The organism is Zwartia vadi, assembly GCF_030410375.1.
GTDB lineage: Bacteria > Pseudomonadota > Gammaproteobacteria > Burkholderiales > Burkholderiaceae_B > Zwartia > Zwartia vadi.
The window spans coordinates 244,986-265,430 of sequence record NZ_JAUHHE010000002.1 but is presented as its reverse complement, the minus strand read 5'-3'; the positions used below and the strand labels follow the sequence as shown (position 1 = coordinate 265,430).

The following is a 20,445-nucleotide window of genomic DNA, read 5'->3' as shown; positions in this document are numbered from 1 at the left end:
GCAACATGACTGATTTAACTGATAAATTGTCCCAAGGCTGGCTGACGATTCACCAAGAGTCCGGACGTGCGATCGAGTGGGTGGGACGTGTTCGCGGCAACGCCAGAAGCGTCGATAATGAAGCCGATAGCCTGGTGACAAAATTGCGTCGTATTCGCAACCAAGCTAAAAGTCTTGCCGTCGCTTCGCGCTTGCCCTCAACTGTGGGGTTTTTTGGTTTGTCACAAGCTGGCAAGTCCTATTTAATCTCTGCGTTGGCCGCAGGTTCTGACGGCAAACTTGAAACCGAAGTTGACGGCAAGCGACTCGACTTTCTGAGTCATATTAATCCGCCTGGCGGTGGTAAAGAAGCAACGGGGCTTGTGACACGCTTTAGTTTCAAAGCCAAACCAGGACCAACAGGATACCCTCTAGAGCTCAAACTGTTCGAGGAAATCGAGCTCGTCAAAATCCTCTCTAATTCCTACTTCAATGACTTTAATTTTGAAAAAGTTGGACAAGCAGTCGATTTGACAATGGCTCGTCAACAGCTTTCCATACTTGAGACAAAGCGTTTGGCGCAACGTGTGCCGGGTGTCTCTGAAGATGACATGGTCTCATTATGGGATTATCTTCGTGAAAGTTATGGCGAGTCTATTCGCGTGCTTGAAGGGGAGTTTTTACCTCGAGCGGTTGAGTTAGCGCCTTACTTGTCTCTCACTGATCGTGCGACGCTTTTTTCATGTCTCTGGCGACAATCACCTGCGTTGACGCAAACGTTTTTAATGCTTTCACAAACGCTACATTCGCTTGGCTATCCTTCGCGCGTCTTTGCACCGATTGATGCGATCGTTCGACCGACCGGTCAGGGCGGGGCGCTCTCACAAGCCGACAGCATTATGAACGTGGATATGCTTGAAAGACTAGGACGACCTGAGGATTTGAATATCCAGGTTTTACCTGTTTGTGAAGGGGAGGTTAAAACTGCCCAGACGCTCACTTTAGCTCAGTTGGCGGCGCTGACTGCCGAGATGATTTTTCCTCTGGTTAATTCCCCGCATCAAAAAGTTTTTTCTGAAGTGGATTTGCTTGATTTTCCTGGTTATCGCGGAAGGCTCGGTCTTGAGTCGCTCTCTGATATCAGTGCTGCTCAGGCTCGGGAAAAATCTGGCAATCCTGTTGCGCAACTCTTATTGCGCGGCAAAGTCGCCTATCTATTTGAGCGCTATACCGACTCACAAGAGATGAATGTGTTGGTGGTATGTACTGCCTCACATAAACAATCGGATGTGACTGAGGTGGGGCCTGTACTGACAGAATGGATTCGCAAAACTCAAGGGGACCAGCCAGAGGATCGGAGTAAACGCGATCCAGGCTTGATCTGGGCAGTGACAATGTTCGATATGAAGATTACAGACTCTCTCAGCAAAGATGAGGATATGCTTCACTCGGTCTGGAACAACCTGATCAAGATGACGATGCTTGAGCGATTCGGTGGCTATCAATGGATGCAAGACTGGGCCAATGGCGCTGCATTTAACAATACGTTTTTAGTGCGTAAACCCAGGATGCCTGTCGCCTTCCTTGATATGGAAAATGGTCAAGAGAAATGCGTGACGCCTGCCGTTGAAAACCAACTTCATTTAATGAAGCAGACATTTGAAGGTGCAGAACTCATCCAGAGTCATGTCGCCGAACCCGAGTCGGCCTGGCACGCCATGATGGCGCTCAACGATGGTGGTGTCGAAAGATTGAGTCAATATTTGGCGAAAGTCTCGATTCGTCAAATCAAGCTCGATCGTATCGCCGAACAAATGGATGCGTTGTTGCATGACTTGGTGGATAACCGCTTGGGACGCTGGTTTCACCAAGACGGAGTCGGAGAGGTGGAAGCCAAGCGAAAGATTGCGCAATCAGTTGTGACGGCGCTTAGACCACGTATTACCCTTCTTGCGGAGCTGCAAGAAAAGCTTCGCTTGTCTGATGCTGTCTTGCAAGATCTATACATGGGTGCCGACGAGGTTGTACCAGAACCACAAGATGTATCAGAAAAACAAGTGACTTCTGCGCTAAACCTTGGTGATGATCCCTTCGGTTTGGATGATGTGCTTGATATTTTTGGTGATCAACCTGCATCGAGTCCTAAACCAAACACAGCAGCTAACAAGCCCGCGAGTGGTGATGCACGATTCGCACAGACTGTTGTAAGAGAATGGATCGAACATTTGCGAGATATACCGAGTCAATCAGGATTACTCACTTACTTTGGGTTATCGAAAGAAGCGATGGAAATGCTCTGCGATGAACTTATTACTGCAGCAACGCGAATGGATTTGCAAGGACAAATCTTACAAGCGGTGAGCGGTCATGAGCAGGTGGGGACTAAGCGGGAACGGTTAGTCGATCGTCAGGTCATGGCAGCCAGGACCTCGATGTCAGACTTCATCGCCTGGCTTGGCTATATCAATGTTCCTTTAAGTGATCGCTCAGATAGCCGCATCAATGCCGGACATAAGTTATTTGAACCGCCCAGCCGTATTCCCAAAGGAAAACTTCCAGGAATAGGTAGCGAGGCGTTTGATCACACTCGGGTCTTTATGGGTGATTGGTTGGTTGGTTTTGCGCAAATGGTTCTCGACAATGCCGGCCATGACGGCGGCAGAGAGATCAAGCCCGAGCAAAACGCGGAACTTGGTGCCTTAATCGCAAAATTGAATGCTGCAAAAGTGAATCACCCATGAAAAAAACTCGACCAGAACTCAGACCAAGTGCGAGCGGTCGCCCAGGCTATGCAGTCCTTGTTTTGACTGGCTGGGAAACAGAAAATATTCAAATCGGTGCCCGCGCCGAAGTCTGTATCCAACGCAATCAGGACCAACGGTTTCTTGGTGATGGACGTCAGTGGACGGCGTCTCAAACCTGGCATCAAGTGAGTCTTTCTGAGGAAGTCGTTGCCGATACTGTTGTGTTGGCTCTTGATCCTGTCGTTGTGGATCCTCTGGTTGAAAATCCTCAGATGACTTATCAGGTCCAAATTAGAATCGATGCTGAAAATGGTATTGGTGTGATGCGAATCCGCGAGGGCGTATTGTCATCTCATGCCGCTGGACAAAGTGTCAGCCCTGTTTCACACGTTTCGCAGTCAGTCGTCAAGCCTGAACCAGAGCCTGCGCTTGTCGAGGTCGCTCCCATACCTGAGCCAGTTATCGTTCCTGAGACAAAAAAATCAAATAAATTACTGCTTATTGCTCTTGCCTTGGTTTTGCTTGTTGCCGGGGTCGGACTGTTTGCGTGGTTGAAAATGAATCAGGAGCCTGTGGCGGTTGCGACTCCGTCAAGTGAGTCTGTGACTGAGTCATCCAATCCCGCCCCAGTTGTTGCAGCTACCCCGGCTGAGCCTCCTGCATGTAGTGCGGAGGCATTGGCAACAGTTAAAGATGATTTGATATTTATTCAAAGCTGTCTAAAAACCAACCCGGATTCCACTCAGGTTCTTTCAGTGATTGACGCTGCCAAAAAGGCGAACAGGTGCGATCTCGCACAAAGACTGTACGCTTTTAAAGGCCAGTCTGGTGATATTCCGGTTGCCTTGGCCTATGCAAAAGAGTTCGATCCCGCAAGTTTTGCCATAGGTTGTTTCAAAACAGCAGACAAAGAAACTGCCATTTACTGGTATGAAGTGGTGCTCTCTAAGGACGCGAACCACTCTGAAGCCAAAGCACGTCTCGACGCCTTGAGGAAATAGTATGAATAAATCCCGATCCTTCAGCATCGCACTGATTGTGTGTTTCCTATTTATTTCTGCTGCAAGTCATGGCCAAGGACAATCCAACAAACCTCTTTTGCAAGAAGGTAAAACCACTCTTTATCAAAGAGTGTTAACAACTCCGACTTGCAAGTTATTTGCCAAACCTGGTGATCAAACTGGCGCTTCCCAAGAAGCTTTCAGTCGTTACTATGTTTATCAGCGACAACAAAATTCCGGAAAACAGTTCGTTGAAGTCGGCCCGGATACAACCGGTAAGAAAATTGGCTGGCTGGACTCTGCCTGCACTGTGGAGTGGAAAATGCAAATGTCGCTTGCGTTTACCAATCCCGCCAATCGGAATCTTTCCTTGTTTTTTAAAGATCGCGAACCAATCGAAAAAATTCTTGATTCTTCAAATCCTGCTGCAGCCTATGCGCCAATTCTCGACAGCATGAGTAAAACGGGAAGAAATCCACTCGTTGTGGCACGCGAACCTGAGCTATTTGTCGATTTCCGCAAAAACTTTTACTTGTTACCCATCTTGCAAGCAGAGGAGGTGATGAGTGATAGTGGATTTAATGTGCGTTTGCTCGAGGTGGCCTCTGTCAGTCGACAAGATCCTCTTGCAAACCCCGCCGTGAATCCAAAAGTAGTACAGAGCTCGATCAAAGCTTTCAGCGCAGGCGTAGTGTTTGTCATTGACTCTACGCTTTCAATGGATCCTTATATTGAACGCACCCGCTCAGTGATTAAAAATATTTACGCGCGCATGGAAAAGGAAAAGTTAGACGACAAAGTCAAATTTGGTCTGATTGCTTTTCGTTCTGCCTTGAGCGCTGTACCTGGGATCGAATACAACACGCGTATGTACGCCGATCCCACAAAGGTTAAAAATGGCGCTGATTTTTTTGAAAAAATCAAAGAGCTCAAAGCGACCAAGGTATCCACGCCTAAGTTTGACGAAGATCCTTATGCTGGAGTCAAAGAGGCGCTTGAGAAGATTAATTGGAATGAGTTTGGTGCCCGTTATATCGTATTGGTCACCGATGCCGGCGCACTAGATTCGAACGATCCTCTTTCTACAACCGGACTGGATGCACAGGCAGTACGTGAACTCGCCAAGGAAAAAGGCGTTGCTCTTTACGTCTTGCATTTAAAAACTCCCGCTGGCGTTAAAAATCATCAGTCTGCTCAACGTCAATACGAGACTCTCGCTTTTAACTCCATTACCAATCGTCCACTTTATTACCCTGTTGATGCTGGACAAGTAAACATTTTTGGTGACACGATTGCGACGCTTGGCGACTCTCTGGTGAACCAAATCAAACAAGCCTCTGCAGGCGAGCCTGTTGCAGGCAGTGCACTGAATGCTTCTCCCACACCCTCTACTGCTGCGCCTGCACCTTCCACGCCCTCCGCTGCGATTGCACGTGATGCCGCTCTCATTGGTCATGCCATGCAATTGGCATATCTTGGCAGCGTGACAGGTACTCAGGCGCCTCCATTCTTTAAAGCATGGATAAGCGACCGGGATCTTGTTAAACAAAATATTCCGACGACTGAGGTGCGCGTTTTATTAACAAAGGGACAACTCAGCGACATGAGCACGGCAGTTAAAGAGATTGTTGAGGCCGCCAATTCATCGCTTGTTTCCCCAACAGCTATGTTTGAGCGTCTGCGTTCCGTTGCCGCGACAATGGGGCGTGATCCAAATCAACTTCGTCAAGGACGATCGGAAAATCTTAGCAAGCTGGTTCTTGGAGAGTATCTAGAAGGCTTACCCTACAAAAGTGATGTATTGGGTCTAGATGAAGAAGCTTGGAAATCAATGTCTGTTGCAGCCCAAACTCAATTCATTATTCGCCTCAATACAAAACTCAGGCAGTATCAAAGCTTCAATGAGGATACAAGCGCATGGGTATCGCTTGCCAAAGGCAGCGACCCCAGTGAATCGGTTTACCCAGTTCCACTTGAATCGTTACCCTAATTACTGTGAATGAATCGATTCTCGATATACAGAATCTAAAGGTTTCCCGCGGCTTGGCGGGGCAAACCTATGAGGTGGTGCTCACTTCCTTAATGCTCAACGCAGGCGACGTGACCGCGATTGTGGGTCCAAGTGGTTGTGGAAAAAGTACCTTGCTTGAGGCGATCGGTTTACTTCTGGAGCCTGAATCGGCTGAACGCTATCAGCTTGTTGATTTTGACATTGCACACGATATGGGGATTAGTTTGCGTGAGCGTGAACGTCGCTGGGCGTGCATTCGTCAAAATTATCTCGGATTTGTCCCACAGAGTGGGGGGCTTTTGCCTTACCTAAACGTCCATGACAATATTTATTTGGCCCGCCAGTTAGTGGGTTTAAAGGGCTCGGATTCATTACTCGACGAAATCATCGATCGTTTGAAACTCGTCCCCTTGCTGAAGCAGTCACCTGCGCAACTCTCGATCGGCGAAAGACAACGTGTTTCCTTTGTGCGAGCCATCGCGCACCGACCTAAGCTTTTATTGGCGGATGAGCCCACTGCAGCCCTGGATCCAATTCTTGCCAAAGAATTGTTTGCCTTGATTGTCGAGTTTGCCCGTGCATTGAATGTCACTGCACTCATTGTGACCCATGAGTGGTCATTAGTAGATGAAGTTGGCATCAGATCCATTGTTGGCACGATCAGCCATCAGCGTCGGACAATTTTTGATGCGATGTAACGACCCATTCCTCCGACTGCCAAAGCCGCCTCTCAGATTGCTGCTTAAGTTAAGTATTGGCGATTTGTTGCATGACCGAAAAGTGTCATTTTTCATCATCGCCTCGATTGTGGCTGTTGTCGCGCCTTTGTTGCTTTTATTTGGTTTGAAATTTGGCATCGTCAGTCAAATGCGTACCGAATTGTTATCAGACCCAAGAAATCTGGAAATCCGGATGCTGGCAAGCGCAAAGCTTGACGATCAATGGTTTGCGCGACTGAGTCAAACTCCTGGGGTTGGCTTTGTGCAGCCCATGACACGCTCGCTCAATACGATTGGTGATCTTTTTGTGGATGGCAGACGATTTGTCGAAAATGCTGAGTTGATACCTACTGCCCAAGGTGATCCAGTACTTAAAAACATACAGATCCCTGTCAAAAATGATGAAGTCGTACTAACGGCATCAGCGGCCTCAAAACTGGGGGTGGGCGAGGGCGATACGATTCGTCTACGGGTCGCGCGCGTCTTTGATAATCGTTCTGAAAGAGCGCAAATCCCCTTGCGCGTGCTGAGTGTTTTACCAGCAACAGCTTTCAATCGTCCTGCCGCCTTTCTCACGCTCCCTCTGCTTGTCGATATCGAGGACTTTAGGGACGGATTCAAGGTTGAGGGGAGTGGGGTTGACACAGGGGATACGCGTCAAACGCGAAATTATTTTGCAAGAGCACGTATTTATGCCGAACGACTTGAAAGTGTCGAACCTCTTTCCACACTTTTACAAAGTGAGGGCATAGAAACCTCCAGTCGCCTTGCTGAAATCAAGTCAGTTCAGTCTATTGATAAGGTCCTTGGACTTATTTTTGCCGTTATCGCCTGGATTGCTTTACTTGGATGCGCTGCGTCATTGATTGGCGCATTAATGGCCAACATCGATCGAAAGCGCAAGGATTTAGCGTTACTTCGTTTGATGGGATATGGAAGGCGGGCGATGCAACTCTATGTTGTCGCGCAAGCCTGCGTGCTTACCCTTGCAGGCTTTGCAACCGGTTGTATTTTGTATGTATTCGGCAGTTATTTGTTTAATCAATTATTAGGCGCCTATATGCCTGCTGGACAATTTGTCTGTCTTCTTGAGCCTATTCATTTTTTGGTTGCACTGGGTGCTGCGCTAGTGGTCGCGATTATCGTGTCTGGTGCAGGGGGAAGTTTTGCGACCAAAATCGAGCCAGCGGAGAGTCTACGTGATGTATAAATTTTTTAATCGAATGACTGTTATATCAGCCATGTTCTTGGCGTGCTCGAGCGTGAATGCCCAAGCATGGGATCAAAAGTTTTTTAATCCAAAACCAAGCGATGACGATGTGGTGTTGCCGCTTCCTTGTGAAGGGTCAATGGCCTTTCGAAAAGTTTTAGTTCCTGTCAAAAAGCCTCTGGATGATTTTGGTGTGACATTAGGCTCTGAAGGTGCGGCGTTACGCTATCTTGAGCAAGCGCATCCTGCTTTCATAGCAGGAAGCTTCACCACGGACAAACCAAATCCCGGTCGTTACTACTTAATGGCAAAGTACGAAGTTACGGAATTGCAATATCAGGCTGTAATGCAAGAGCCTTGTCCCCGCCCATCAATGAAACTGATGCTACCGAAGGTTTCATTAAGTTGGTTTGATGCCATGCAGTTTAGTGACAAGCTCAATATCTGGTTAAGAAAAAATGCTCTCAAAAGTTTGCCAACTGAAGACGGTGTTGCCGGTTTCGTGCGACTCCCAACTGAGGTCGAGTGGGAATTCGCTGCACGTGGCGGCAACAGTGTGTCGAGTACCGAATTTCGCGAGGCCACATTTCCCATGCCCGATGGTATGAATAAATACGTCTGGTTTGCGGGGTCCCAGTCTGCAAATGGAAAATTGCAGCTCGCTGGATTGCTCAAGCCCAACCCACTTGGTCTACATGACATGTTAGGGAATGCAGACGAAATGATGTTTGAATCATTTCGTTTGAATAAGCTGGATCGTTTTCATGGCCAGGCAGGTGGCTTTATTGTCCGCGGTGCCAACTTTATGACGCCAGAAAGCGATGTGCGTACCTCTTGGCGTCAAGAGCAAACCTACTATCGCGATGCCGAACCTAATAAACAACGAACAGCTGGCTTTAGATTGGTTATGGTTGCGCCATCACTGACCTCAACGAATCGAAGCAAAGAAATTGAAAGAGACTGGGCAGAGCTTGGTGTGCGCGACAATACTGCCACTGCCAATGCAACGGGTTCATTGTCCAATCCGAATAGTCCGAGCACAGTTGAACGTCTCGGTAACTTGATGTCCGAACTCAAGGACGACAAGCTTAAAAAAGAGCTAGAGAATCTGCGCACAGAGTTGCGAAGCAGTAATCAAACTCGAGATGAGCAGCGTTCAATCGCAATTCGATCCGCGCTTCAACAAGGTGCCTTCATGTGCGTGTTACTCAATCGCGAAGGGCGTTTTTACGATGCAATCAAACGTAATTATGACGAAAGCTGTACTAATCATTCAGCCATGTCTAAAGAAGATCAAACACGTTGCAATTTAACCAAACGTAATGTTGACGGTCGTTTAGCCGCTCAGGAACTTGCGATGAGTCTTTACTCAGACAGCATCGTAGAAGCGGGAGCAATTTATACGAAAGAAATGATCTCCCCTGAAGTCGTCGTTAAACGACAACAATTGCTTGCCCGTAAAAGCAGCAACCTCGGCTCGTATATTGATACATACTGGGCGCATCTGGGCAAGTACTTAACAGATAGAAAAATTACTCAAGCCGAATGGCTAGCCAGTTGTAAAGCAGTTCCAGTCAATTAAGGAGAAAACAATGATGTCGCAAGCAACATTAAAATTCCGAATGGCCTTTATCGCTCTTGTCAGTTTATTTTTTCTGGCAGGCTGCCAAACGACAGGGGGAGGGGATGGCGATGTGGATCCTCGACTGACTCAAGGAGATTCAGCAAAGTTCTTTACAAAAGCGGGTGCACAAGCATGCGCTGCGGGCGCGTTAACTGGAGTACTAGCCTGTGCGCTGACAAATTCCAGCAATAAAGCGGCATGCATGGCTATTGCAGCTGTAGCAGGTTGTGGCATCGGAGCAGGTGGTGCCTATGTGCTGGATCAGCGTCGAGCCAAATACTCAAACAATGAGCAGCGCATACAGTCTTTTATAGAAGATGTTCAAAAAGATAACGACAATCTCAGACAACGCATTCAAGAAGTGAATGTCGTCCTGCGTGAAAATCAAAAAACCTTACAACAACTTCAACAACAAATTGCAACCAAGCAGATTGATCAGAAAAAGGCTCAAACTGAACTCAATCGAATCAGAGCGAACAAAGCTTACTTGGAAAAAGAGCTCGCTAATATCAATGCACGTATCGATGGTTTTCAGGACATCATTGAAAAGGAACGGGCAGTGGGTGCCGATGTTCGACCTCTTCAGCAAAAGCTCGATGTACTCGTTCGCGACCGCGACTTGATGCAACGCAATATTGATACAGCTCTGGCTCTGTCGTCTTCCATCAAAGTTGCAGGCTAAATGGATGCATTCGACCTGCTTGGCATGTTGAAACGAGCTATTTTTTAAATAATGGTGACATGATGAAACAATATTTAAAGTTACCCCTTGTAATTGGGTTTTCTGGATTATTGGCGGCTTGCACGATGGACAAAGCAGGCTGTGATCCTCGTGCCATGCGTGATGCTGGACTACTCACAAAAATGAATTGTGATTTTTCAGGCTCTTATGAAGCGCGAGCCAAGGATAAAGAGTCTCAGTTGGCCGCTGAAAGGCAAACAAATGCGCTGCTGCGACAAGCCATGACTGATATGGAAAAGAAAAATACACTTGTGAGTGCTGATATTACAAAGCGCCGCGCGGACATCACGAACATTAATCGCAGCGTAGCAGCCTATCTTCGACAAGTTCAAAATAGCAATCCAAGCAATCAAGCACTCACAGATCAGGTGAATCAGGCGCGCGCGCGCTTGGATGCCTTGCAAAAAACTCCCATCACGACAGGGTCTGCAAATGCACAAGAGCTGAGTGCAAAAATTCAAGCAGTCGAAAATGAAGTTGCTAAGTTGCGTAAAATAGAAGCTGATTTGTACAAGTAATCGTATGAATAGAATCGCGCAGCGTCAGTTACCTGTTGAATCCGTAAAGGATTTAGAGGCGCTGTACGATTCTTTATTGGGTGCACTTGGCAACAATGTTCCGCCAACGGTGAGTGCGCTGTATGCCAGACCACAAGTCATGCCGGCAGGTCTTGTGCAGTGGCAGACTTCGTTTGCGGGTCAGCCGACAGCTTTTCAAGACTTGCCGGATCCAGCCACACATGATTTTAAAAGCAAGCTTTTTGAACGCCTTAAAGCCATTCAACATTTTGCGGATCAATATTCTTTAAATCCTGAGCATGATCCTGCAATTTTAAAAATCTTGCGCGATGCAAGTGCAGATCCACCTATAGAGGCGATCTATTCAGTTGGCGGACAACCTGTCCTACTTTTTTGGGATCAGGCAATCCCCTCACAAGAATCACGAAAGAAACTTGTTCCACCAGTTGTTATTTCTCCTTCTTCATCTGTATTGACTCTACGTCGCGGATGGCTGTTGTTGGTATTAGCCTTACTGTTATTGTTGCTGGTACTGGTGTGGTGGATTTGGTGCCCGCGTTCACCCCTGCATGCAGTGGATCCACTCCATGCGTTAATCAGCACGCAACCTGCTCAAGATCCATCGGCATCAGAGCCTTCCAGATCTGAAATTCCGGCGCCGTTTACGCCTGAACAACAGGAGCCCATTGCTGCGCTTCCTTCGCCTGTCGCTGAAGTGCCCCCTGAGCCAGAACCAGAACCTAAACCAGCAGATCCGCCATTTGTTGATCCTGAGCCAGTTGCTGAACCAGTAGCTGAGCCTGTTCCTGAGCCAGCGCCGCAGCCGCCTAAGGTTGAACCTCCTAAACCCGTGTCGCCACCTCCACCACCAAAACCAAAACCTGTGGTGAAGCCACCTGCAACAATTACAACGGCCAAAAATTTATGCCCGGAGGATCGGCCAGCTCAACTCGCCCCTGAAATGGTGGTTGTATTTGATGCGTCCGGTTCAATGATGGTGAATGTTAATGCGACGCGCGAAGAAGAGATGTGGGCGTTTTCCATTCTGAATCGCGGACCCCTTGGGATGCAATTCCTCAGTTCCCAAGATCGCATGAGACTTGAGCGTTTATTAAGTCAACCGACTCGTATGGTCACTGCCCAGCAAGCCACAGTGAACGTTCTTCAACGACTCCCCTCGGATGTCAGCACGGGTTTAGTCGTTGTTGACGAGTGTCCGGCATCGCGTAATTTGGGGCGTTACGCGCCGTCCCAGCGAGGTCAGATGATCAATCGTTTGCGTGGCTTGAGCCCTCGCCAGGGGACCCCTTTGGCTGACGGGATATTAGAAGCAGGGCAGTTGGTGGATGGTGTGAACAAAGAAAGCACCATTTTGATAGTGTCAGATGGAGGAGAGTCCTGTGGTGGTGATCCCTGCATGGTTGCCAGAAATTTAGCGCGTCAAAAGCCGCATCTGAAAATCAATGTCGTGGACATCGGTGGCTCAGGCGCTGCCGCGTGCGTTGCACAAGCGACGGGCGGAAAGGTCTTCACTGTATCCAACCTCTCCGAATTAAAAGTGGGGATCGACCGCGCCGCTCAGGATGCTCTAGGTCCCAGCAATTGTAAAAAATAACGTTACTACCCATTTTGGCTATCGCTTTTCACGCTGCGTCGCAACATTTTTATAGCCTCCGATACGCATCTGGAAAAGAGTAAGATTCTGTATCTTTTAACAAGGGGATAAGCGCATGAGTCGCCCATTTCGTATTGCAGTGTTGCCTGGTGATGGTATTGGTAAAGAAGTGATGCCCGAAGGCCTGCGGGTCTTGAAAACCGCTTCAGAGAAATTTGGTCTAAATCTCGAGTACCGACATTTTGAGTGGGCCTCATGTGACTACTACGCCAAAACCGGCGAAATGATGCCCGCTGACTGGAAGAGCCATCTTCAGGATTGCGATGCGATTTATTTCGGTGCTGTGGGCTGGCCTGCAATTGTGGCGGATCACACTTCTTTGTATGGTTCCTTGCTCAAATTCCGACGCGAATTTGACCAATATATCAACTTGCGTCCTGTGCGTTTGTTCGATGGTGTGCCTTGCCCGCTTGCAAACCGTAAAGCTGGTGATATCGACTTTTTTGTTGTTCGTGAAAACACTGAAGGCGAATATTCTGCCGTTGGTGGAAAAATGTTCGAAGGCACCGAGCGTGAAATCGTGTTGCAGGAGTCTATTTTTACTCGCATCGGTTGTGACCGCGTCTTACGTTTCGCCTTTGAAATGGCTTCGCGCCGTCAGCGTAAACACCTGACCATTGCGACTAAATCAAACGGTATCGCAATCAGCATGCCTTATTGGGATGAGCGTGCGGCTGTGATTGCCAAAGACTATCCGAGTGTCACAACAGACAAACAGCACATTGATATTTTATCTGCTCGTTTTGTCCTCCAACCTGACCGCTTTGATGTTGTCGTTGCGTCGAACTTGTTTGGCGACATCCTGTCGGATCTCGGGCCTGCTTGTACTGGCACTATCGGATTAGCCCCATCGGCCAACCTGAATCCCGATCGTAAATTCCCGTCCTTATTCGAGCCTGTCCACGGTTCTGCGCCAGATATTTATGGCAAAAATATCGCTAACCCGATCGCAATGATTTGGTCCGGTGCCTTGATGCTTGACTATTTGGGTCGTGGTTTGCCACAGGCCAATCAAAAACCCTATCTCGATGCGCATGATGCGATCGTGACAGCGATCGAGGAAGTATTGAGCAAAGGTCCGCATACGCCAGACTTGGGTGGCAAGGCGAACACCACACAGATTGGTGAAGCCATCAGTAAAGTACTTGCCAAATAATGCAGTTCAAGTAGCAAATCTAGCAAGCGAGAAAATTGATGCCTGACTATTCCAATCGTTTTAAAAAGTCTCTGAAAGCAGGGGAGGCAAACATCGGTTTATGGGTTTCTCTCCCTGATGCCTTTGCGACAGAGATTTGTGCGACGGCGGAGTTTGACTGGATGCTGCTCGACGGTGAGCATACGCCAACCGATCCCTTAACCATTCTGAGTCAGTTGCAAGCCTGTGCAGCCTACAACACTCAAGTGGTGGCACGTCCACCGATTGGTCAGACACATCTCATTAAACAATTGCTGGATCTTGGTGTTCAAAACTTGCTAATCCCGATGGTTGACACCGCTGAACAGGCTCGAGAGCTTGTTCAAGCGGTGCGCTATCCTCCTCATGGCATTCGTGGCGTAGGCTATGGCTCTGCGAGAGTGTCACGATGGGACGCTCGTAAAGACTATGTAAAAGTAGCCAATGACGAGATTTGTTTACTTGTGCAGGCTGAAACGAAAACCGGACTGAGCAATCTGGACGACATCTGCGCGGTGGAAGGCGTAGATGGCGTGTTTCTGGGCCCCTCAGACATCTCAGCCGCTCTGGGTCATTTAGGAAACCCCGGTCACCCTGAAGTCGTCGCAACGATTGAAAAAGGCATTACTACTATTCTTAAACATGGCAAGGCTGCCGGAATATTGACGCCTGATCGAGCCTTGGCTCAACATTATCTGAAACTGGGTTGCACATTTGTTGCTGTGGGCGTAGACGCTCGCATACTCGCACTAGGCGTGCGAGAGTTACGCGCGGCGTTCAAGTCTTAAAAGAATCATCTAATCCAGACTCATCCAGCCGGACTAGTTTGCAGGTTGTTGCATAGACTCAGCAAGTCCGCGCATCAAGCCCAGCATGAGCTCGCAACGCGGGGCCGATACGCCATGGTCTTTTGCGAACGCGACTGCAACCCCCAAAATAGCCTCATGCTCAAGCGTTCTGCCTGCCAGAACATCTTGCAGCATGGAGGCTCGATTTGAACCTGAGCGCTTTGTTGGCGTACAGAGTTCGTCCAAATCAATCTTTCCGCGCAAATCAGTTCCACAAGCCAAAGCGATATCCGTGACCTCAAGCATGATGGATTTTCTGAGCGCGATAATGTCGGGATTTTTGTTCATCAAAGGCGTTGGTAGCCGAGAGAGCGCGGCAACAGGATTCAACGCGCAGTTAATTAATAACTTTGTCCATATTTCATGACGCAGTTCAGTTGTCGCCAGTCCGCGTATGCCAGCCGACTGAAAAACCTCGGCAACGCGATCCAAGCGAGGCGACTTCGAGCCGTCAGGTTCACCGAGCATCCAGCGATCCTTTGGCGCACTTCGAATCACACCTGGTTCAATGACTTCATTGGGTGAGTAAATCACACATCCCAGGCTGCGATCTTTCAACCGCGTCCATAACTCGCCTTGTGGATCAAGGGAGAAAAGGGGAGTTTGAGGCACAGCTAGACCTTTGTGCCACCACCAAGGAATGCCATTGATCGCAAAAACCGCCACACCATCCGGCGCAAGCAAACCTTCTATCGAGGCCGCTGCATCCGGTAGTGCCTGCGCTTTAAGCGTGACAATCACAATATCTTGTGGCGCCAATGTTCGAGGGTCGTCTGTTGCGTGTTGAGGAGAACCTGTATGTACCTCATCGCCACGCGAAACAGTCAAACCGCGTTGTTTGATCGCTGCGAGCTGCGGGCCGCGGGCAATAACGGATATCTCGTGTTGGCCAGCTGAGGCAAGGCGGGCGCCCAAATGACCACCAACGGCGCCTGCGCCATAAATACATACTTTCATCGACTCGAATCCTTTACTTTACATAATATACATTATGCGGTTATTGCTAATTGATCAAATGATCCAAACCCCTTTACTCAAGGTCCACTTGTTGACCTAATAAAGGAACAATGGAATTCCAACCAAGCGATCGCTTGATTTGTATACGTAAGGCATCCGCCGCGTCCGGTTCACCATGATTTAAGAAAACAGCTTTGGGTGCTTTTTTGCATGTTTTCAACCATGACATGATTTCCGATGAGTCCGCATGCGCGGACATGCCATCAAGCGCGATAATTTCCGCATTGACAGGCACATCCTCACCATAGATGCGAATCGTTCGTTCACCGGACACCATTCGGGCTCCTCGCGTTCCGCCAGCTTGAAAACCTGCAAAAACAATGGCGTTTCGATGATTGGGCGCAAGAGTTTTAATGTGATGCAGGACACGCCCGCCCGTTGCCATTCCGCTTGCGGAAACGATTACAGATGGATAACGAATAGCGTTCAGCGCCCTTGACTGTTCTTGGGTTCTCACCATTTTTGCAACATGGCCCAGACCGGCACACTCGCGTCCGTTAAGACGGTGTTCATTGCAATGACGCTGGTAAATTTCAGTCATGTCGATTGCCATCGGACTATTCAGGTAAATAGGCAAATCAGGAATGGCTTTTTTAAGTTTTAAGCGGTAAATGGCTAGCAATATCTCTTGCGCCCGTCCCACGGCAAAGGATGGAATCAAAACGATTCCGCCTCGCTCAGATGTGCGTTTGATCACATCGCCCAGTAAATCAGCGGGATCCACCGAGCCGTGTATTCGGTTTCCATAAGTTGATTCAGCGACAATATAGTCTGCCCGCTCAATGGGTGCTGGTGCATGCATAATCGGATCGTTTGGACGTCCTAAGTCACCTGAAAACAAGACTGTTTTTCCTTCAGCCGTTATTTCAGCGGAACTTGCGCCAAGAATATGTCCTGCGGGGCGGAATCGTAAATGAATCCCCTTTGTGACTTCAATCGATTGGTTAAATTCGATTGCTTTAAAAAACCTGAAAGTTTTTTTAGCGTAAGCAACGGTGTACAGAGGTAACGCCACCTCGTGTTTAGTCGTATGGTGGCGATTGGCAAAGTCGGCTTCCTCCTCTTGAAGCTTGGCGCTATCAATCAAAAGGATTTTGCATAAATCGATGGTTGAAGCAGTCGCGTAGATTGCACCTCTAAAACCCTGATTCACAAGCAAAGGCAAGGCACCGGAATGATCGAGATGCGCGTGCGTTAAAACAACCGCATCCAATTTTTGAGCATCAAATGGTAACGCAGTCCAATTCAACGCCCGTAGATTTTTAAACCCTTGAAAGAGCCCACAATCCACCAAAATTTGGCGGCTCTCAGTCGTCAGAAGTGTCTTAGAACCTGTGACGGTACTGGCAGCCCCCAGGAAAGTCAGTTTCATTTTGGCATCCTCTCATTCCGTGATATTGCCTTCATCATACAGAGTTAAAGTCCCCCTGCTCTCACGGTCTTCGCTTAGCGTCCTTCAAATTTTGGCTTACGTTTTTCGGCAAAAGCCAGGATAGCCTCTTTGTGATCGTGCGTGGTTTGCACAAGTGCCTGTGAAGCGGCCGCCATATCAAGCGCGATCGGCAAGCTGACATGTTGAGAGTCGCGGATTAATCGTTTGCTCATCCGAATAGAATGTACAGGGTGCGCAGCGATTCGCGATGCCATGGCGCGAGCTTCGGCCATCAAGTCCGCATCATCGACAACCTTGGACACCAGTCCAATCCGCGCAGCCTCCTCAGCATCCAGAAAATCACCGGTAAAGGTCATCTCATAGGCTTTAGATAGCCCAACAGCCTTCGGTAAATACCATGCGCCACCATCACCCGACACAAGTCCTACCCGCGCAAAGCTTTCGCCAAACTTGGCACTTCGCCCTGCAATTCGAATATCGCACATGGAAGCCAGATCGCACCCAGCACCGATGGCTGCACCGTTGACTGCAGCGATGATCGGAGCATCAAGGGTGTTGAACGCAAGCGGAACGCGTTGAATACCATTTGTGTAGTAGGCACGAATATCGACTGGTGCTTTTTGAACGGCTGCGGTCGTTCTATCTTGCATACGCTTGACATTACCGCCTGAAGAGAAGCCTTCGCCCTCACCTGTCAGAATCACGCAACCAACGGAAAGATCAGCATTGATGCGCGCGAAATATCCAACAAGCGCCTCAATAATGTCAGGAGATATCGCATTGCGTGTGTCGGGCTCATTGAGCGTAAGTGTGACGATTCCGCCCTCTTGTTCATATCTAACTGCTTGACTCATAATAATCTCCTAATTTGCTTGATCAAAATGTTCTGTTGGTAATAATACCTAATCGCAAGTTAAGATGCTTCTTACGGTACGAATGAATTTAGGGGTCTGCATGAATCGCTTCGATGACATTGGCAAATTAGTACTTCGCCTGTCTTTAGGTATTTTGTTATTGATGCATGGTTTGCATAAACTGATGCACGGTATTGGCGGAATTTCAGCAATGGTTCAAGCCAATGGCTGGCCTGCGTGGGTCGCTTATGGCGTATTTATTGGCGAGATTATCGCCCCGGTTTTAATTATTGTTGGACTACTCACTCGTGCGAGCGCTTTGATCGTGGTGCTCAATATGTTGGTCGCAATCTACTTGGCACATAGTCACCAGCTTTTTCACCTCACTAAAACGGGTGGGTGGCTTCTTGAGCTGCAAGGTTTGTACCTGTTTGGGGCCCTCGCAATCGCTCTCTTAGGCGCTGGACGGATCAGTGTGGGCGGAGCAAACGGACGATTGAACTGAACTCTATAAAAACTAGGGTGTCACGCCAAAGCGCATCTTGATTTCTGACATTTCTCGTTCATACTCGAGACGCGCTTGAGCTAGGCATACCGCTTGATCTGCTTTAGGCAACGATAGGCAGTAGTCTTTAGCAATCTGATGCGCGGCGACCGACTCTTTGCGGGCAGTGTCGTAGCGTTGTTCGGGAGTGACGTCTTCTTGAGTCCAGCGTGCGGGATCTGCGGGACGCTCATCAGGCCAGATAATGGGCGGCGGTGGCGGTAGTGGAACCACACGCTGAGCATGGCTCTGACCGAAAAGACCCATACCTGCAAAAAAGGACAAACCAGATAAAACAATAATCAATGATTTTTCGAATGGTTTAGCCATCTTTTACCCCAACGCGAGTTGTATATTGATAACTGGATTTGACTTTACTCTACTGTACGCTTTTTTTGTCCTTGGATCTAAGGAACACACTTCATGACGCTTACATTGCCTCGCATTCTATTATTGCTCATGCTCAGTGTGCTGTTTGGTACAGCTCAGGCACAACTTAAACCTGGACAACAAGCACCATCATTTTCACTGGATGCAGCACTGGCGGGCAAGCCTTATCGTTTTTCACTTTCGGATTCCTTAAAAAAAGGACCCGTAGTCGTTTATTTTTATCCAAAAGCTTTTACAAGTGGCTGTTCGATTGAAGCTAATCTTTTTGCCCAAGCAAATGAAGAATTTGCAAAATATGGCGCGACTGTTGTCGGCGTTTCAGGCGATGATATCGAGACATTAAAACGTTTTTCTTTAGGTCCCTGTGGTGGAAAATTCGCCGTGGCTGCGGATGCTGATCGATCGGTGATGCGCGCGTATGACGCCACGATGTTTATATCATCGAATATGGCCAGTAGAGTGTCATACGTTGTCACACCAGATTCTAAAATCTATTTCACGCACAACAGCATGAGTCCAGACCAGCACGTCAGCAGCACGCTTGCTGCGGTTAAGCGTTGGGCGGAAAAGTAAAAATCATGGCAAAAATTTGTTGGTTTCGTAGTGACTTGCGTATAAGCGATCAACCCGCCTTAAGTGCGGCGATGTCTGAAGGCGATGCCATTGGACTTTTCGTCTTGTCGCCTGAGCAATGGCTTGAACACGGAGACTCTCCTCACAAAGTCGACTTTTGGCTTCGCGCACTGCGCGAGTTATCTGACGCTCTGAATGCGCTCAATGTTCCTTTGAAAATCCTTAATGTTCCCCATTGGAGAGACTTACCCGATTCTTTGCTTGCTTTTTGCAAAAAGCATTCAGTCACTGAGGTGCATTGCAACCGTGAATTCGGTGTGAACGAAAGAAAAAGAGACCGTGCAGCCTATGCTTTGTTGGCGCAAAACGAGATTCAAATGACGGGCCATCATGGTGGAACCTTGCTTGTTCCCGGTAGCGTCAAGACAGGTTCCGATCAGTACTACCGCGTCTTCACACCTTTTGCTAAAGCTTGTCGTGAAAAATTGCGAACTGCTCCCCTGCGTCTATTGCCTACTCCAAAAGCCCAGGTCGCCTCTGCATCTGTTAAAAGAGACCCTATCCCAGCCGCTTTAACCGGGTGGCCTTCATCGACGGAAACGATTCGATCTGGATGGCCGGCAAGCGAACAAGCGGCGCTCGAGCGTCTTGAAATGTTTGCAAGTGAACGAATGGTGCATTACAAACGCGACCGTGATTATCCCGCAATCCCAGGAACCAGTACCCTTTCGCCCTACCTTGCCTCCGGTCTGCTATCGGTTAGACACTGTTGGCAACAAGCACTTCGTTTTAATCAAGGAGAGCTTGAAACAGGTCAAGCGGGAATCATGACTTGGATGAACGAATTGCTGTGGAGAGAGTTTTACCAACATCTTCTTTACGGCTATCCTACCCTCTCGATGCATCAACCTATGCGTCCCGAAACCAACGCAGTCAAATGGCGTGATGCCCCAGCCGATTTTGACGCTTGGTGTCAAGCCAAAACCGGCGTGCCAATCGTGGACGCCGCTATGCGTCAACTTGTCCAGACGGGTTGGATGCATAATCGCTTGCGCATGGTGGTCGCCATGTATTTAACTAAAAATTTATTGCTTGACTGGCGATTAGGCGAGAAATTTTTTATGCAACATCTCATTGATGGTGAGCTAGCGGCAAATAATGGCGGGTGGCAATGGAGCGCCTCGACTGGTGCGGATTCAGCGCCTTACTTTCGCGTGTTCAACCCGATCAGTCAGTCCGAAAAGTTCGATCCCGAGGGAGCCTTTATTCGACACTGGTTACCGGAGTTGGCCGGTCTTTCCAATAAAGAGATACATGATCCGACCCCCCTCAGTCGTCAGGCACTAAACTACCCCCAACAGATTGTCGATTTGCGAAGCAGTCGTTTGCGTGCAATCGAAGCTTTCTCATCTCTTCGTTAAGGAAGAAA

At 48.5% G+C, this 20,445-nt stretch carries 18 protein-coding genes; 14 read left to right on the top strand and 4 right to left on the bottom strand.

Annotated features, from left to right (window positions below; translation table 11 throughout):
• Window positions 1–5 precede the first annotated feature (5 nt).
• The 11 genes from QWY27_RS02915 to QWY27_RS02865 all read left to right on the top strand — a co-directional run bounded on the left by QWY27_RS02915 (window position 6) and on the right by QWY27_RS02865 (window position 14,185).
• Entirely contained in the window at window positions 6–2,720 is a 2,715-nt protein-coding gene (locus tag QWY27_RS02915; RefSeq protein ID WP_290194521.1) for a putative virulence factor, read from the top strand.
• A complete protein-coding gene (locus QWY27_RS02910; RefSeq protein WP_290194519.1) occupies window positions 2,717–3,724 on the top strand; it encodes a hypothetical protein in 1,008 nt (335 codons plus the stop codon). The genes QWY27_RS02915 and QWY27_RS02910 overlap by 4 nt, the downstream gene beginning before the upstream one ends.
• Before the next feature lies 1 nt (window position 3,725).
• Window positions 3,726–5,714, top strand: a complete 1,989-nt coding sequence (locus QWY27_RS02905; RefSeq protein ID WP_290194517.1) for a vWA domain-containing protein — start codon at window positions 3,726–3,728, stop codon at window positions 5,712–5,714.
• A 5-nt stretch (window positions 5,715–5,719) separates the two neighbouring features.
• Window positions 5,720–6,433 (top strand): ABC transporter ATP-binding protein, encoded by a 714-nt coding sequence (locus QWY27_RS02900; protein WP_290194516.1) that lies wholly within the window; start codon window positions 5,720–5,722, stop codon window positions 6,431–6,433.
• Window positions 6,434–6,515: 82 nt separating this feature from the next.
• Complete coding sequence (locus tag QWY27_RS02895; protein ID WP_290194514.1) at window positions 6,516–7,664, top strand: ABC transporter permease; 1,149 nt, start codon at window positions 6,516–6,518, stop codon at window positions 7,662–7,664.
• Window positions 7,657–9,246 carry a formylglycine-generating enzyme family protein gene (locus tag QWY27_RS02890; protein ID WP_290194512.1) on the top strand — a complete coding sequence of 530 codons (1,590 nt, stop codon included), beginning with the start codon at window positions 7,657–7,659 and terminating at the stop codon, window positions 9,244–9,246. The genes QWY27_RS02895 and QWY27_RS02890 overlap by 8 nt, the downstream gene beginning before the upstream one ends.
• 10 nt (window positions 9,247–9,256) lie before the next feature.
• Window positions 9,257–9,970: a coiled-coil domain-containing protein gene (locus tag QWY27_RS02885; RefSeq protein ID WP_290194510.1), complete on the top strand. Its 714-nt coding sequence runs from the start codon at window positions 9,257–9,259 to the stop codon at window positions 9,968–9,970.
• A gap of 59 nt (window positions 9,971–10,029) precedes the next feature.
• The gene (locus tag QWY27_RS02880; protein WP_290194508.1) at window positions 10,030–10,548 is read left to right on the top strand and encodes a hypothetical protein; all 519 of its coding nucleotides are present in this window, start codon (window positions 10,030–10,032) and stop codon (window positions 10,546–10,548) included.
• A 4-nt stretch (window positions 10,549–10,552) separates the two neighbouring features.
• Complete coding sequence (locus QWY27_RS02875; RefSeq protein WP_290194506.1) at window positions 10,553–12,163, top strand: vWA domain-containing protein; 1,611 nt, start codon at window positions 10,553–10,555, stop codon at window positions 12,161–12,163.
• A gap of 115 nt (window positions 12,164–12,278) precedes the next feature.
• Complete coding sequence (locus QWY27_RS02870) at window positions 12,279–13,379, top strand: tartrate dehydrogenase (protein WP_290194504.1); 1,101 nt, start codon at window positions 12,279–12,281, stop codon at window positions 13,377–13,379.
• A gap of 38 nt (window positions 13,380–13,417) precedes the next feature.
• A complete protein-coding gene (locus QWY27_RS02865) occupies window positions 13,418–14,185 on the top strand; it encodes an aldolase/citrate lyase family protein (RefSeq protein ID WP_290194502.1) in 768 nt (255 codons plus the stop codon).
• Between the two features lie 33 nt (window positions 14,186–14,218).
• On the opposite strand, the gene QWY27_RS02860 is transcribed toward QWY27_RS02865, so the two are convergent.
• The 3 genes from QWY27_RS02860 to QWY27_RS02850 form a co-directional block, all read right to left on the bottom strand.
• Window positions 14,219–15,202, bottom strand: a complete 984-nt coding sequence (locus QWY27_RS02860; RefSeq protein ID WP_290194500.1) for a ketopantoate reductase family protein — start codon at window positions 15,200–15,202, stop codon at window positions 14,219–14,221.
• A 73-nt stretch (window positions 15,203–15,275) separates the two neighbouring features.
• Window positions 15,276–16,634, bottom strand: a complete 1,359-nt coding sequence (locus tag QWY27_RS02855; protein ID WP_290194499.1) for an MBL fold metallo-hydrolase RNA specificity domain-containing protein — start codon at window positions 16,632–16,634, stop codon at window positions 15,276–15,278.
• A 74-nt stretch (window positions 16,635–16,708) separates the two neighbouring features.
• Complete coding sequence (locus QWY27_RS02850) at window positions 16,709–17,509, bottom strand: crotonase/enoyl-CoA hydratase family protein (protein WP_290194497.1); 801 nt, start codon at window positions 17,507–17,509, stop codon at window positions 16,709–16,711.
• Between the two features lie 100 nt (window positions 17,510–17,609).
• Here QWY27_RS02850 and QWY27_RS02845 point away from each other — a divergent pair, with 100 nt between their 5' ends.
• Entirely contained in the window at window positions 17,610–18,014 is a 405-nt protein-coding gene (locus QWY27_RS02845) for a DoxX family protein (RefSeq protein ID WP_290194495.1), read from the top strand.
• 12 nt (window positions 18,015–18,026) lie between these two features.
• Here QWY27_RS02845 and QWY27_RS02840 read toward each other — a convergent pair whose 3' ends face one another.
• Entirely contained in the window at window positions 18,027–18,383 is a 357-nt protein-coding gene (locus QWY27_RS02840; RefSeq protein WP_290194494.1) for a hypothetical protein, read from the bottom strand.
• Window positions 18,384–18,476: 93 nt separating this feature from the next.
• Between QWY27_RS02840 and QWY27_RS02835 the strand changes: the two genes are divergently transcribed.
• Window positions 18,477–19,016: a peroxiredoxin gene (locus tag QWY27_RS02835; RefSeq protein ID WP_290194492.1), complete on the top strand. Its 540-nt coding sequence runs from the start codon at window positions 18,477–18,479 to the stop codon at window positions 19,014–19,016.
• A 5-nt stretch (window positions 19,017–19,021) separates the two neighbouring features.
• Entirely contained in the window at window positions 19,022–20,437 is a 1,416-nt protein-coding gene (gene phrB / locus QWY27_RS02830; RefSeq protein WP_290194491.1) for a deoxyribodipyrimidine photo-lyase, read from the top strand.
• Window positions 20,438–20,445: the final 8 nt, after the last annotated feature.